The 15,545-nt window shown below is 63.1% G+C and carries 7 protein-coding genes and 3 pseudogenes; 9 read left to right on the forward strand and 1 reads right to left on the reverse strand.

The genetic code is table 11. The annotated features are described in order from the left end of the window. The first annotated feature begins 1,310 nt into the window (after positions 1 to 1,310). From gmd to IPM80_03075, 6 genes and pseudogenes are all read left to right on the forward strand, one after another. Positions 1,311 to 2,373: pseudogene (gene gmd, locus IPM80_03050) on the forward strand (GDP-mannose 4,6-dehydratase). Positions 2,374 to 2,387: 14 nt separating this feature from the next. Next, positions 2,388 to 3,343 (forward strand): annotated as a pseudogene (locus IPM80_03055) (GDP-L-fucose synthase). Positions 3,344 to 3,624: 281 nt separating this feature from the next. Continuing rightward, complete coding sequence (gene xrtD / locus IPM80_03060) at positions 3,625 to 5,031, forward strand: VPLPA-CTERM-specific exosortase XrtD (GenBank protein ID MBK8957416.1); 1,407 nt, start codon at positions 3,625 to 3,627, stop codon at positions 5,029 to 5,031. A gap of 8 nt (positions 5,032 to 5,039) precedes the next feature. Continuing rightward, complete coding sequence (locus IPM80_03065; GenBank protein MBK8957417.1) at positions 5,040 to 6,683, forward strand: undecaprenyl/decaprenyl-phosphate alpha-N-acetylglucosaminyl 1-phosphate transferase; 1,644 nt, start codon at positions 5,040 to 5,042, stop codon at positions 6,681 to 6,683. A 308-nt stretch (positions 6,684 to 6,991) separates the two neighbouring features. Beyond that, positions 6,992 to 7,198: a type II toxin-antitoxin system HicB family antitoxin gene (locus IPM80_03070; GenBank protein ID MBK8957418.1), complete on the forward strand. Its 207-nt coding sequence runs from the start codon at positions 6,992 to 6,994 to the stop codon at positions 7,196 to 7,198. Continuing rightward, a pseudogene (locus IPM80_03075) lies at positions 7,191 to 7,406 on the forward strand (type II toxin-antitoxin system HicA family toxin). The gene IPM80_03070 and the pseudogene IPM80_03075 overlap by 8 nt, the downstream one beginning before the upstream one ends. Positions 7,407 to 7,583: 177 nt before the next feature. On the opposite strand, the gene IPM80_03080 reads toward IPM80_03075, so the two are convergent. Beyond that, positions 7,584 to 9,239, reverse strand: a complete 1,656-nt coding sequence (locus tag IPM80_03080) for a phosphomannomutase (protein ID MBK8957419.1) — start codon at positions 9,237 to 9,239, stop codon at positions 7,584 to 7,586. A 264-nt stretch (positions 9,240 to 9,503) separates the two neighbouring features. Between IPM80_03080 and IPM80_03085 the strand changes: the two genes are divergently transcribed. From IPM80_03085 to IPM80_03095, 3 genes are all read left to right on the forward strand, one after another. Continuing rightward, complete coding sequence (locus IPM80_03085) at positions 9,504 to 11,891, forward strand: tetratricopeptide repeat protein (protein ID MBK8957420.1); 2,388 nt, start codon at positions 9,504 to 9,506, stop codon at positions 11,889 to 11,891. A gap of 245 nt (positions 11,892 to 12,136) precedes the next feature. Further along, positions 12,137 to 13,942, forward strand: coding sequence for a cation:proton antiporter (locus tag IPM80_03090; GenBank protein MBK8957421.1), 1,806 nt, complete (start codon positions 12,137 to 12,139; stop codon positions 13,940 to 13,942). Between the two features lie 16 nt (positions 13,943 to 13,958). Then, positions 13,959 to 15,545: a glycosyltransferase family 39 protein gene (locus IPM80_03095; protein ID MBK8957422.1), complete on the forward strand. Its 1,587-nt coding sequence runs from the start codon at positions 13,959 to 13,961 to the stop codon at positions 15,543 to 15,545.

Below are 15,545 nucleotides of genomic sequence, written 5' to 3' on the forward strand. Positions count from 1 at the left end.
AAATTTCGCGCAATTCAAATAAACGCACGGTCGGTCGGCGTTTTTCTGTTAGCATCGCTTTCAGTTTCCTACAGCGCATGGTTCGCGCTTCGTAGTTCTGCGGAGCATGCGATAGTTCGATCGCCCAATACGGGCCTTGGAATCGCTTATTACGTTCGACGAAGTCTTTTTCGCCGCGTGCTGAGTGCTTATCTAAACCAGGGGGCGGATCTGCTGACTGGGGCGATTCTTTCGCAATGCATCTAGTAGATGGGATAAAGGAGGTCCACCAGCGCGGGGGTAATTCAAACCACTAAAACCGGTTTGCGGGCCGTTTCTTGAGGTCGCTCCATTGGATACAGGCGGAAGGGAAGATTGGGCGAAAGCGTGTATCGCGTTCAATGATTCTGTGATGGCGTACTTGCGGGGAATCCTGAAATTAAGACGGTCGTGTTGTCCTAGCATTCTGTTGCCGTGTTTGCAGCCTGAGGAGGAGCATGACTGGTCACATTGATGCGGCGCGACGGTCGGTTCGTCCATGGTCCCTCAGGATGCGGACGTTCTTCTTGCGGGAATAAAGTCTGTGTCTGCCAATTCCAGGCGCTTGGACGAAATGTTGTGTTTTGCCGCCGCCCTCGTCGGGAAAAAGATGGCGCGTTGCCTTCAGCGGGAAGCAGAGGCAAGCTGACAATTGGTGCGGAACAGGGCTGTAATTTTGGTGGCTCGCGGAATATCAATTGGCGCGAGACCGGGTGCGGCGGTAATTCGTTGCGCGAATGCGGAGAAAAAATCGCTCCCTAATGTCGACGACTCGGCGATTTGCGGGCCTCTGAAATGTACTCGAGGATTGGGGATGTAAGTCTGCACGCGGACCGCGCTCATCTCCAGTCGGGCAGGCTCGATCGAACTCGCGCACCGGATGAAATGGGAGAGTCAGTTTAGAGGCGCGATAGAGTAAACCGAGGAGGATGGAAACAAGACTGTCGAGGGGAAGGCGGTTAAAGGGGCGGCAGCATGGTTTGCCGACAGACGCGTAGATACGCTCGTGGATGGCGAGCGGTATGGCGGATTATGTTGGGTTTGATCAGTCATTGGCGTTTGTCAATGAGGTGGCGGTGCCTGAGCAATTACCGTGTGTCGTTGGAGAAGTTTTGCGGTTTCCAAGTTTAAATGGGGGCGCAAGCACGGGTGGGCGCCCGGTCTGAACTGCCTTCACTGATGCCGCTTGGCGGAGTTATATTGGAATTCGTTGGCGGTGCGTAGCTCAACGCGGCGCGCTACACGGAGACCTTAATTGCGGTCCGCCCTCGCGGGAGTCCTGGGTTATTATCTTGGCAAAAACTGCATTGATCACCGGTGTCACCGGCCAGGACGGCGCCTACCTGGCCGGTTTCTGCTCGCCAAGGGTTACGAGGTGCATGGCATCAAGCGCCGCACCTCGATGTTCAATACCCAACGCATCGACCACCTCTACCAGGACGTGCATGAAGCGAACGTGCGCTTTGGGCTCCATTACGGTGACCTGACCGATTCGAGCAGTCTGGTGCGCGTGATTCAGCAGGTGCGGCCGGACGAGATCTACAACCTCGGCGCGCAGTCCCATGTGGCGGTTTCGTTCGAAGAACCCGAGTACACAGCGGACTCGGACGCGATGGGGGCTCTGCGCATCCTCGAAGCCATCCGTATCCTGGGGCTCGAAAAATCGGTTCGCTACTACCAGGCCTCGACCTCGGAGATGTTCGGCCGCGTGCAGAAAACCCCCCAGGACGAGACCACGCCGTTCTACCCACGCTCGCCATACGGCGTGGCAAAGGTCTACGCCTACTGGATCACGGTGAACTATCGCGAAGCCTATGGGCTGTTTGCGTGCAACGGCATCCTGTTCAATCACGAATCGCCGCTTCGGGGCGAAACTTTCGTCACCCGCAAGATTACCCGGGGCCTTGGGCGCATCAAGCTTGGGCTGCAGGATTGCCTATACCTCGGCAACCTGGATGCTCGGCTACGTCCAGGCGCAGTGGCTCATGTTGCAACAGCCGGTGGCCGAGGACTACGTGATTGCGACCGGTGAACAGCACAGTGTTCGCGAGTTCGTGGAGCTGGCGGCGCGCTGCATCGATATGCCGGTCACCTGGCAGTGGTGCGGGCGCGGAGGAGCGGGGCATCGATGCCCAGGGCCGTTGCGTGGTGGCCATCGACCCGCGATATTTTCGGCCGACGGAGGTGGATACCCTTCTGGGAGATCCGAGCAAGGCGAGGCGGCAGTTGGGCTGGTCAGCCAGTACCAGCTTCGCCGAGCTGGTGCGGGAAATGGCGACCGAGGATCTGCGTGAAGCCGAACGCGAAGCGCTCATGAATGATCACGGGTTCAAAACCTACGATCACCACGAATGAATGCCGGCAAATCAATGTCATCGTCTCTGGGCAAAGTATACGTGGCAGGTCACCGGGGACTGGTCGGCTCCGCACTTGTTCGGCGCCTGCGGGGAGTGCGACAGGCTCGTTACGCGGAGCCACGCCGAGCTCGACCTTGCCGATGCCCGGGCGGTCAAGGATTTCTTCGCGACTGAAAGACCCGATACGGTGCTGCTGGCGGCCGCCAAGGTTGGGGGCATTCTCGCCAACCGGGATTTCCCCGGGGAGTTCATACGGGAGAATCTCGCCATCGAGTTGAATGCTCGACGCGGCGCGCGAGGCCGGTGCGCCGCCTGGTCTTCATGGGCTCTTCGTGCATCTACCCTCGAGAGTGCCCGCAGCCAATCCGCGAGGAGTATTTGCTGACCGGCCCGCTGGAGGAAACGAATCGGTCCTACGCCGTGGCCAAGATTGCGGGAATCGAGCTATGTGCGGCATTCAATCGTCAATATGGGACGGAATTTTTGGCGGTGATGCCGACTAACCTGTATGGTGCCGGGGATAGTTACGATCCGCTGGGCAGCCATGTGTTGCCAGGGCTCGTTCGTCGATTTCACGAAGCCAAGCACAGTGGCGCGCAGACGGTGAAGCCTGGGGTAGCGGCCGGCCACGCCGTGAGTTTCTGTGCAGCGACGATCTCGCGGATGCGTGCTGCTTTCCTGCTGCGTTGCCGAATGAGGCTTTTCGGGCGCTGACCGCGCGCCGTGGCCACTCATTAATATCGGCACGGGGCAAGACCTGTCGATTGCCGAGTTGGTTGAACTGGTGAAATCCGTGGTCGGGTACGCAGGACGGGTGACCTGGGGATGCAGGCAAACCCGACGGCACACCGCGCAAGCTGTTGGATGTGTCGCGGCTCCGGCAGTTGGGCTGGCAGGCAAGACACCCCTGGCCATTGGCGTCGCTCGCGCCTACCGAGGACTTCCTTGCCCGCTACGCAAACGGTTAAAGATGATGGCAAAGGCGACGGGTTGGTAGGATATCCCGCGACTTTCGGGCCCGAAGTGCAAGGAATTTTAATAACAGCGGGGCATCATCTCTAAGATGTCCACGCCTTGGATAGCACGATGAACGCAACGCTACGCTATTGGAAAATTCCGCGGCACTTTGGCTGCTGCTGGGCGCCGCGGTGGGTATCGCCGGCGTTCCTGTGCCTCGACAGCCTCCAGTTGATGGTCTCGTGGTGGAGTGAGCGCGAGGAATACAGCCACGGCTACCTGATCCCGGTAATTGCCGCCTACCTGGTGTGGCAACGCGGCGACCGCTTGCGCGAACTCGAATTCACCGGCTCCTGGTGGGCGTGGTGCTGGCCGGGCTGGGATTGCTTTTCTACCTGGTGGGGAGCTCTCGACGGTTTACACCATCATTCAATACGCCTTCGTCATCTTCGTGCTAGGCCTCGTCTGGGCCACCCTCGGCACCCGCGCATTCCGCGTCATCGCCATTCCGCTCTGCCTGCTGTTTTTCATGGTGCCGTTCCCGAATTTCATCTACAACAGCCTGTCGTCCAAGCTGCAGTTGCTGTCGTCCGAGATCGGCGTGATGGTGATTCGCGCCTTTGGCATCGGCGTGTTCCTGGAAGGCAATGTCATCGATCTCGGCAGCTACAAGCTGCAGGTCATCGAGGCCTGCAACGGCCTGCGGTATCTCTTCCCCTTGATGACCTTGGGCGTGATCGTGGGCTACTTCTATCACGCGGCCATGTGGAAGCGCGTGCTGGTGTTCGTCTCGACGGTGCCCATCACCATCCTCATGAACAGTTTCCGCATCGGCGTCATCGGTGTGATGGTGGAATACTGGGGGCAGGGCATGGCCGAGGGCTTCCTGCATGACTTCGAAGGCTGGGCCATATTCATGGTCTGCTTCGCCATCCTGTTCTTCGAGATGTGGCTGTTGATGCGGCTCTCGAACGACCGCCGTCCGTTGCGCGAGGTGTTCGGTATCGATCCGCCTCTGCCGGTGCCGGCGGGCGCATCGTTCCAGGCCCGCCCGGTGTCGCCGCCGGCCGTGGCCGTGCTGGTCTTGACCCTTCTGACCTTGATTCCAGGCTTGACCTTGCCGAAACGGACGGAGGTGCCGCCGCAGCGAGCGAGCTTTACGGACTTCCCCGTGCAGGTGGCGGAATGGAAGGGCCGCGTGGGCAAGCTCGAGACCATTTATCTCGATGCGCTCAAACTCTCCGACTACGCCTTGATTGACTACACCAACGCCAAGGGCGAGGTGGTCAATTTCTATTCCGCCTATTACGAATCCCAGCGCAAGGGGCAATCGGCCCATTCGCCCAAGTCCTGCCTGCCGGGCGGCGGCTGGGTGATGGAGCAGTTCGGGCAGCGCGCTGTCGAGGGCGTGACCATGGAAGGGGCGCCGCTGATGGTCAACCGCGTGGTGATTGCCCAGGGCCAGAGCCGGCAACTCGTCTACTATTGGTTTCAGCAGCGCGGCCGCGTGATCACCAACGAGTACCTGGTGAAGTGGTTCGTGTTCTGGGACGGCCTCACCAAGAACCGCTCGGACGGTGCGCTGGTGCGCCTGGTTGCGCCGCTACGGGAGGGCGAGGACGTTGCGCACGCGGATGAATTGATGCGTGACTTCGTGGCCAATGTGGCCGACCAGTTGCCGCGCTTCATTCCGAACTGAGACGACCGATGCTGTCCTTTTTTGCACTGATCGTCGCGATGTTCATCACGATGATGCTGATCCCGCCGCTCATGAAATCGGCGGAGCGGTTTTCTTTTGTCGACATGCCGGACGCGCGCAAGGTGCACACCGCCCCGGTGCCGCGCATCGGCGGCGTGGCCATGGTGGCGGGCGCGGTGACGCCCATATTGCTGTGGATGCACCCGGAGCAGGACGTGCGCGGCCTGCTCTACGGCATTTGCCTCATCTTGTTCTTCGGTGTGTGGGACGACCGCGCGGCGCTGGATTACCGCGTCAAGTTCGTTGGCCAGCTGCTGGCCATCTGCGTGGTGGTGTTCTACGGCGGGGTGGTGATTCGCTTCATCCCGTTCCACAGTTTCGAGCCCATCCCCGATTACGTGGCCTACCCGTTGACGGTCTTCGCGTTGCTCGGGGTGACAAATGCCATCAATCTCTCCGATGGCCTCGACGGGCTGGCGGCCGGCACCACGTTCCTGAGCGTCGGCATGATCAGCCTCATGGCCTACATGGTGCACGACTACGACATGTTCATGCTGGCCATGGCCTTGCTCGGCTGCATCATCGGCTTCCTGCGCTTCAACACCCATCCGGCGCAGATCTTCATGGGCGATGGCGGTAGCCAGTTCTTGGGCTTCGCCGCCGGTGTGCTGGTGATCCAGTTGACCCAGAAGTCCGGCACCATCTTGAGCCCGGCCATGCCGCTGTTGCTGCTGGGCTTGCCGCTCATCGATACCTTCCTGGTGATGGGGCAGCGCCTGGCGGAAGGCCGTTCACCCTTCCGCCCCGACAAGAACCATCTGCATCACAAGTTGATGGCGCTCGGCTTTGATCACTACGAGGCGGTGGTCGTCATCTATTCCTTGCAGACCACGCTGGTGACCCTGGCCTACTTGCTGCGATATCGCTCGGATCTCGCCAGCGTGGCCACGTTCCTCGCGGTGTTGGTGACCATCGGTGGGTTCTTCCCCTTGGCGCAGCGTTTGGGCTGGCGCGTGCATAGGGAACGCACGGCCACCGCGCCGTCGGCCATCACCCGATTCGCCGGCAGGTTGAAGAGCAGTGGCCTGTTGGGCACGGTGCCCGTGCTGATGGCGGCGATGTCGATTCCGGTCTACGCCTGCGTTGCCATCATGCTCACCGGGGAGTTTCCCAACGACGCGATGCTGACAGCCTATGTGCTCGCGGGCACCGGTGTGGCAATGCTGCTCCTGCGGCGCAACCATGCCAGTTACGCCTTGCTCGAACGCCTGCTGTTGTATGTGGCGGTGACCACGGTGGTGTTCTACTGGGGCCGGGTGCAGACCGAGTCGGTGTGGCTGCATCGCGCCGAGAATGTCTATTTCGGCGCGCTGGGCCTGGCGCTGATGACCGCGTACCGCTTCACGCGCAACCGGAATTTCAGCGTCACGCCAACCGACTTCCTGATCATCTTCATCGCCTTGGTGGTGCCGACGGTGTCGTCGTCGTTGTTTCCGCAGAACAACGTCACCGAGGTTGCAATCAAGGTGTTGATCCTGTTTTACGCAGTGGAGTTGATTGTCGCCCAGGCGGCCGGGCGGCTATGGCTGCTGCGAGTGACTGTTGCCGCCACCATGAGTTTGCTGGCATTGCGGGTGGGCATGGTGGCGTAGGGGGGAGTGTGGGTGTGCGAATGAATTCGCACCTACAAGAGAGGTTCCGACGGCTTGTAGGTGCGAATTTATTCGCACATTCCAATTCTTGGGCCCGATGGCCTGGCGCATTGAATCGGCATCCTCTGCGTTACTCTCCCGTATGAATGTCAGCCTGAAGGCTGACCCACAACAAGTCTTATCTCTCCTTGGTACGGGCCCGCGAGTTTGCGGTGCTTGCCGGGGCGCGCGCGAACGCGGGTATACTCCCTACAGTCCATGGGATCCTGTGTTCCGCGGGTTGGCCCCTATGCGAAATGGAGCTTGGTATGGAATTGACTGCAGTCCTCACGCCGTCCGAAGAGGGCGGATTCGTCGCCCTGAATCCTGAGACTGGAACTACAACCCAGGGTGACACAATCGAAGAGGCCCTTGCCAATCTTTCTGAGGCGACGGCCCTCTACCTTGAAGAATTTCCGCGCTCGATCAAAGGACACCCGCTGGTAACGATGATTTCTGTGCCGGAGCATGCCTAAGCTTCCTCGGATATCGGGAGCGGAGGCACTTCGGGCGTTCCAGAGGCTCGGCTTCGAAAAGGTCCGACAGCGGGGAAGCCACGTTATTGTGAGAAATGGCGCCCGCGGATGAGTTATTCCACTCCACGCGGAGTTGAAAACGGGAACATTGGCAGGCTTGCTCAGGCAAGCGGATGTGACCCCGGAAGCATTCTTGGCTGCGCTTTGAGAGATATGATTTCAATGCGCGATTGAAATCGCACCTACGAGAGAGTGTCAGCGCGGTTTGCCGAAGTGACTTAGGCCGGTTCGACGTGCAGTTTCACTCCAAGGGCTTTGGCTACTTTGAGGACGGTTGCGAAGGTCGGATTGCCGGTGCTGCTGAGACACTTCGTCCGAGTGGCTGTCAGCTCGTTCTTAAGTCCCCGCAAAGCCGCAAGAGTATGCCGTCCGGCGCGCTCACGGCGATCTCGACAATCTCATCGGCGCGCTGTTGAGTGGCGGCCACCGCGTAGATGCGTAGCTCATCGGCGTTGCCGGACGGGCGGATGTGCGCTACCTCGCCGTTGCTGAAATACATGCGCACGCCGTCGGTATGGTCGATGCGTTCGAGCGCCGTGAATCCATCTCGTGCCTGAAAGTAGCGCGCTGTGTGGGCAGCGATGTCTTGCTGAACGGTAAACGATTCGATGACTTGCTGGCTGACAGCGCGCGGGCACTCGCGCAACAAGCCCGCGCGGCTGTAGCGCGCCGGCAGGCGGCTGAACAAGGCATCCATGCTGCACTGGTGGTCGGCCATTTGTGCCAGCACGCTGAGTACCGGCAGGAACGCATCGCGCGTCGGCAACGCGGGCAGCGAGGCGTGGGCCAGGGTGAAGTCGGAGCCGGTCAGGAAGCCGCCGTTGGCTTCCCATCCGCAGATGCGGGTGGCGCCTAATCGATCCGCCTCGATCATGCCGGCGATGACGTAGGGTGAGCCTATGCGGGTCTTGGGCGCCAGCACGGGGGCGAGCGCACTGGTGTCGATGGCATCGTTGCAACTGATGGGCACCACCACGGCATCCGGCTTCAAGTGCAGGGCGACAACCATGCCCACCCGATCGCCGGGATGGAACCTGGCCAGGCAATGGCCGTCTTCCTGATAGCTGAGCCCGACCAGCAGCGGTCGATCCGAATCACCGTCGGTCGAGACTACGGCGTGGTAGCGCGCGCCGTTGATGCTGGCGCGCTGGGCCAGGCTGCGAATGTTTGCGAGGGTCTCGGCGTCGATGGCCTCGGTGTCTATGGGGACAAACGTCTCGCTACGGCCGATGGGCATCGCTTCCGCGCCGAGCGCGTGCAGCGCTTCCACCAATAGATCTCGACCGACGGCCGAGTGCTGATAGACCAGCACTCGCAGACCGCCGAGGGCGTTGGGGCCGAAGAAGTCCGAGTAGCGTGCCAGGTATTCCTGTCGGGCCAATGGCTGCGGTGGCTGGCATGGGCGGCTGCCGGACTTGAAGCGACCGTCGACGCCGAAGAGGGAGTCCGCCGTTGATTGGCCATAGATGCGGGCTCGCCAGCGCTCAACGTATTCCCCGATCGGCGCTTCGTCCGTCTTCAGCAACTCACCCTTGGCGCTGTTGGTCTTGTAGCCGTTGCGATGAAAGGGAATGTGGCTGCCCGTCACCATCATGCTGCCGAGACCGCGGGCCATGGCGTAGGCGCAGAGGGCAGGGGTGGGGATTTCGCCCAGGTTCAACGGTCTCATGCCCGCATCGACGACGGCCTGCTCGATGGCTTGCGCCAGCTCGCCGCGCCCGCCTTGCTCGGCGACATAGCGTGTGGAGCTCGGGCGCAGGTCGTGCGCGTAACAAAAGGCATCGCCGGGCACGATGCCGCCTTGCTCGCGCGGCAGGTGCTGCAGGTATTCGAGTTCGGCGCGGGCGTTGATGTAGATCTCGAGCTGGGTGAGGTCCAGCACATCGCCCCGTCGCCCGCTGGTGCCGAACTGGAGTGCGCGTGGGGTGTGGTCGAGTGCTTGTGCCAGGGTGAGGGGCGATGGGGTATCGGGCAGGGACATGGTCGCAGGCATGATCTGTAATGGACCGGATTATAGGGGCGGAGAGCGGCATGGCAGGTGGGATGCAGGTGGCAGAATCAGGACGAGGGCCGGGCATGTACCTCGTCTTTGTTGATTGTGCGAATGCATGCGCACCGACAGGGGCCGAGCAAGAATCCGCCCGGCTTGGGAGCAATTCCCGCCGTGAAACGCGAACTCTTCGAGAATTTTCAAAAACCCATGTGTAAAATGCCGCTCCGCACAATGCGCAAACTCGGACCTGCCATGAAAACATTCAACCGCTTTCTCGTCGTTGCCCTGATTGCATTGCTGGCCGCCTGCGGAGGCGCGGCGGATCGCAAGACGGTCTACATGAACAAGGGCCATGAACTGTTCAAGGCCGAGAATTACGAGAAAGCGCGGGTTGAATTCCAGAACGCGCTGCAGATAGACCCCAAGGACATCGAGGCCCGTTTCGCGCTGGCCGAGACCATGGAGAAGCTCGAGAACTGGCAGGGGGCGGCCGGCCACTACCTGGCCATCCTCGGCGAGAAGCCGGACCATCGCGGCGCGCTGCTCAACATGGGGCGGCTGTTCCTGCTCAGCAACAATGACGAGAAGGCCAAGGAAAACGCCGAAAAGATGCTGGCGACCAAGGCCGATGACGTTGACGGCCTGACCCTGCTGGCGGCGGTCAAGGCCAAGGCCAAGGACATGCCCGGCGCGCGCGAACTGGCCGACAAGGCCATCAAGGCCGAGCCGAACAACCCCGAGGCGGCGTCCCTGCTGGCCTCGCTGCTGCTGGCCGAGGGCAAGACCGAAGAGAGCATCAAGACCCTCAAGGATGCCGCGGCCGCCAATGCCGACGAGGTCGCGCTCCGGATCAACCTGGCGCGGGTCTACGCCCAGACCGGCAAGACCGACGAGGCCGTGGCGGCCTTCGGCGAAGTGGTCAAGCAGAAGCCGAAAGTGCTCGCCTATCGCACCGGCTATGCGCGCTTCCTGGTCGCGCTCAAGCGCCAGGACGACGCCGAGGCCGCCATGCAGGCCGCCATCAAGGATTTCCCGGAAGACATCGCGGCCAAGCTTTCCTATATCGAGTTCCTGTCCAGCGTGCGTGGCGTGGACAAGGCCGTCGATGCCTTGAAGGGCATGATTGATCAAGACCCCAAGGAGAACCGCCTGCAGTTCGCGCTCGGCAAGATTTATGAAGCGACCAACAAGATGGACGATGCCGCCAAGGTCTACGAGACCGTGATCGGCAATCTCAAGGAAGGCCCGGAACTGCTGCAGGCCAAGAGCCGCCTGGCGGTGGTGAAGGCGCGGCAGAACGACCTGGCCGGCGCGCGTACCCTGGTGGACGAAGTGCTGGCGGACAATCCGCGTGACGGCGATGCCCTGAGCCTGCGCGGCACCTTGCACCTCAATGACGGCGACGCCGCCGGCGCCATCGCCGACCTGCGTACCGTCATCCACGACACCCCGAGCAATGTCGGCGCGGTGCGCCTGCTGGCCCGCGCGCACCTGACCAACAAGGAAAAGGAGCTCGCACTGGATGTCTTGAAGCAGGGCATCGCCGCCAACCCCAACGCCGGCGTGCTGGGCCTGGAACTCGCCAACCTCGAAGCCGCCAACGGCAAGCTGGACGATGCGCTGGCGGTGCTCGACGACGTCCTGAAGAAGAACGCGAAGGACATCAACGCGCTCGAAGGCAAGTACAAGATCTTCGTCTATCGCAAGGACTGGCCGGCGGCGCTGGCCGTGACCGACCAGATCAAGAACATCGCGCCGGACTCGGTGAAGGGCTACCACTTCGCCGGTCTCGTGCAGCAGGCCAAGGGCGACCTGCAAGCCAGCGTCGGCGAATTCCAGTCCGCCCTCGACCACGCGCCGGACGCCATCGAGCCGCTGTCGCAGCTGGTGAAGAGCTATCTCGCCTTGAAGCAGCAGGACCAGGCCGTGGCCAAGCTGCGCGAAGTGATCGGCAAGCATCCCAAGCACTTCGTGGCGCACAACCTGCTGGGTGAGCTCAGCCTTGCCGACAAGAAGTTCGACGCCGCGGCGGCCGAGTTCAAGACCGCCATCGAGCAGAACCCCAAATGGCCCATTCCGTATCGCAACCTGGCGTCGGCCTACATTGCCAGCAAGCGCAGCGACGACGCGGTGGCCATCTTGAAGGAAGGCATCGAGAAGACCGGCGGTCAGCCGCTGCTGGTGACGGGCCTCGCGTCCTATCTCGAGGAAACCGGCCAGCTCGATTCGGCCATCGAACAGTACGAGCAGGCGCTGAAGGCCAAGCCTGATTCACAGCTCGCCATGAACAACCTCGCCATGCTGCTGATCGAATATCGCAAGGACGAAGCAAGCTTCAAGCGCGCGCGCGAACTCGTCACGCCGCTGCGCAACACCAACCAGCCGGCCTTCATCGACACCGTCGGCTGGGTGGAATACAAGCTCGGCGAATATGAGCAGGCGGTCAATTTCCTGGAGAAAGCCGTTGAAGCCGCGCCCGACGCCGGCCTGATGCATTACCACCTCGGCATGGCCTACCTCGCCAAGGGCAACAAGGTCGGCGCCCGCGAACACCTCGCCAAGGCCGTCGACAGCAACCAACCCTTCAAGGGCCTGGACGAGGCGAAGAAAGCCTTGTCGGAATTGGGCGACAAGGGCTGAGCTGGGCTTGTGGGTCAGACTTCAGTCTGACAATAGAAGCAGGGCCGCGCATCGTCAGGCTGAAGTCTGACCCACAGTTGCGCTGATTGTGGGGGGGGCGGCCTATTGTGGGTCGGGCTTCAGCCCTGACATTCGCACCAACGAATTCGCTCCCGTCCGGCGCGCCATTCCCGCCGCCGCCACGGCTTCCTCTCAAAGAACCATGCGATACTTCGCGCCTTCATGGCGTGTGACGGGTGCGGTGCGTGGAAGCCGTCTTGCAAAACGTGCTGGTCTTCCTGATCGCGGCGGTGGCGGTGGTGCCACTGGCCAAACGCCTGCGCCTGGGCGCGGTGCTCGGCTACCTGCTGGCGGGGCTGGTCATCGGGCCTTTCGGTTTGCGGCTCATCCTCGATGCCGAGGTCATTCTGCATTTCGCCGAGTTCGGCGTGGTGCTGCTGCTGTTCCTGATCGGTCTCGAACTCAATCCGCGCCGGCTGTGGGACATGCGTCGCGCCATCGTCGGCGCGGGCCTGTCGCAACTGGCGATGACCGCCGTGCCGCTGCTGGCGCTCGCGGTGCTGATGGGCATGGCGGCCGGCACGGCGGGCGTCATCGGCTACGTGCTGGCCTTGTCGTCCACGCCTTTCGCCATGCAGATCTTGGAGGAGCGCCGCTGGACCGACACACCGACCGGCAAGACCGCGTTTTCCATCCTGCTGTTCCAGGACATCGCCGTCATCCCCTTGCTGGCGGTGCTGCCGCTGTTGGCCGGCGGCGGCAGCGAACTCGGCGGCGAGGCGATGTGGATTGCCATCGGCCGCGCGGTGCTGATCCTGGCCGCCATCCTGGTGCTTGGCCCGCGCCTTGCGCGGCCGGTGTTCCGCCTGGTGGCCGCCACCGGCTCACGTGAACTCTTCACCGCGCTGTCGCTGCTGATCGTGATCGCCATGGCCTTGCTGGTCAGCGCGGCGGGCATGTCGATGGCGATGGGCGCCTTCATCGGCGGCGTGCTGCTCGCCGAATCGGAATATCGCCACGAGCTCGAAATCGATCTCGAGCCCTTCAAGGGGCTGCTCATGGGGCTGTTCTTCATGGCGGTCGGCATGGCCATCGACGTGCGGCTGTTCCTGGCCACGCCCTTCGCCCTCATCGGCGGCACGCTGGTGGTGATGACGGTCAAGTTCGCGGTGCTGTTCAGCCTCGCGCGCCTGCTCGGCCTGCGCCATCACCAGCCCTGGCAACTGGCGGCGCTCTTGTGCCAGGGCGGCGAATTCGGCTTCGTGGTGTTTTCGGCCGCGGCCGGCGCCAAGGTCATGAGCCAGGAACTCGCGGACCGCCTGACCACGGTGATCGTGTTGTCGATGGTGCTGACGCCCGTGGTGCTGGGCCTCGTCGAGCGCTTCATCGAACGACTCTACGCGCGCCGTCCGCAGCGCGAGGCCGACCCCATCGCCGACCCCAGCCTGCCGGTGTTGATCGCGGGCTTCGGCCGCTTCGGGCAGATAGTCGCACGCCTCTTGAATGCCAACGGCATCGGCACCACCGTCATCGAGCAGGACCCGGACCAGATCGAACTGCTGCGCCGTTTCGGCCACGTGGTGCATTACGGCGACGCCACCCGTCTCGACCTGCTGCGCGCGGCCGGCGCGGCCCGCGCGCGGCTGCTGATCGTGGCGCTGGACAATCCCGAAGCGACCCTGCGCGTAGTGGATCTCGCACGCGAACACTTTCCCGCGCTGCCGCTGATCGTGCGCGTGCGCAACCGCACGCAGGCCTACGAGATGCTGGAACGCGGCATCGACGGTTTCGAGCGCGAGACTTTCGGCGGCGCCATGAACGTCGGCGTGAAGGCGCTGCGGGCGCTGGGTTTCGACGCGGCCCGCGCGCGCCATGCGGGCGAGCTGTTCATCGAGCACGACGAAACCACGCTGCGCGAACTGCACGCCGTGCGCGGCGATCAGAAACAGCTGCTGTCGATGGTGGCGGCGGCGCGCGGCGACCTCGAACGCCTGATGCAGGCCGAAGAGGGCGCCGGCGTGCCCTCGGCCGGCATGACGCCTTCTGACTGACGGGCTGGGCGGCAAGATGGATTCAACGCGCGCGAGTACGCGCCTGGTCATGGTCCTGCTGCTGCTGGCGGCAGGGCTCATCGGCCTGCGCGGCATGGCGTCGCTGCCGCCCGACGAGCACGAGATCCTGGTGCTGCGTACCGCCCACGAAATGCATGCGCGCGGCGACTGGATAGTGCCGTATTTCAACGACGAGCCGCGTCTCAAGAAGCCGCCCCTGAGTTACTGGCTGACGGGGCTGGCGGCGGCGCTGAGCGGCGCCGACGGCCAGGTGGTGGCTTGGCATGGCCGGCTGCCGTCGTGGCTGGCGGGCCTGGCGATGCTGGCCATGCTGCTCAGCCTCGGCCGACGTTTCTACGGCGAACGCGCGGCCCTTTACGCCGCCGCGATGTTCGTCGGCTCGGTGGGATTCTTCACCTACAGCCACGACGGCCGACCGGATTTTCTCTACGCCGCGCTGTGTACCGCGGGCTGGATGACGGGCGCGCTGGCCCTGGTCGAGGGCGAGGGCCGGCGCACGCGGCCTATCGTTCTCATGTGGCTGGCCTTTGCCTTGGCGACCTTGGCCAAGGGGCCGCACATTCCCTTCATGCTGCTGGTGGCGATGGCGATCTATTGCCTGACGCGCCAGCCGCGCATGTCGCCGGGCGTGCTGCGGCCGCTGCTCGGCGTGGTGCTGGTGGCGATCGTCACGCTGCCGTGGTGGTTGGCCTTGCACGCGCGCATCGACCCGACCGCGGTGCGCGGCTCGCAGCTCGCCGGGCGCCTGCTGGTGCCGCGCATGAACCACCTGTTCAATGGCTATTACCTGTATCGCCCCCTGCAGTTGCTGTTGCCGTGGGTGCCGCTGGCGCCGCTGGCGTGGTGGGCGGCGCTGCGACGCGGCCACGCCGCGCGGCCCTTCACGGTGTATCTCGTGTTCGCGGCGGGCGCGGTCGCTTTCGGCTTGAGCCTCGGCGTGCAACAGCGCTTCTTCTACATGTTGCCGGTGATGCCGGCGCTGTGCCTGCTGGCCGGTCACGGCCTCGCCCGACTCGACGAAGAGCAGCCGCGTGTGGCGCGCGCGCTGACCCTGGTGCAGGCCTTGATGGTGGCGGGCGGCGCGGCCTGGCTGTGCTGGGCCGAGCACGAGCTCACCTACCTGCTGCTGATATTGGCGGTCGCGCTCGGAGTCGCCATGCTCGCGGCGCGGTCCTTCGCATCCCGGACCGTTGGCGCGGTGCTCGCCGTGCTGGTGCTGACCACCGGCATCTTCGCGCGCCATGCCGATGGCCACGTGCTGTGGAGCGTCGCGCGCTTTCATCGGCATGCACTGGCGGCGGAGACCGCGCGCCAGGTCGGCGCCCACCAGCCGCTGTTCAGTTACGCGCTGACGCCCGTGCTCTACATCCAGGTCACCGGCCGCGCCATTCCCGAGTTCCAGACCGTCAATGCCCTCGAGCGCGCCATGGACGCGCGCCAGCTGCGCGAAGCGTGGGTGCTGGCGCCGGTGAAGCGCCGCGCCGAGCTCGCACAACGCTTTACGCTGCGCGAGCTTGCCATCATGCCCAGGAAGGCCAACGATAGGGCCGGACTTTTCCTCATCTCCCGCCAACGCCAGTAA

The organism is Pseudomonadota bacterium, from assembly GCA_016719885.1.
In the GTDB taxonomy this organism is placed as follows: domain Bacteria; phylum Pseudomonadota; class Gammaproteobacteria.

Coding starts and splice junctions, on each gene's coding strand:
- IPM80_03080 (MBK8957419.1), bottom strand. CDS start 9,239: ATGTCCCTGCCCGATACCCCATCGCCCCTCACCCTGGCACAAGCACTC.
- IPM80_03065 (MBK8957417.1), top strand. CDS start 5,040: ATGCTGTCCTTTTTTGCACTGATCGTCGCGATGTTCATCACGATGATG.
- IPM80_03095 (MBK8957422.1), top strand. CDS start 13,959: ATGGATTCAACGCGCGCGAGTACGCGCCTGGTCATGGTCCTGCTGCTG.
- IPM80_03085 (MBK8957420.1), top strand. CDS start 9,504: ATGAAAACATTCAACCGCTTTCTCGTCGTTGCCCTGATTGCATTGCTG.
- IPM80_03070 (MBK8957418.1), top strand. CDS start 6,992: ATGGAATTGACTGCAGTCCTCACGCCGTCCGAAGAGGGCGGATTCGTC.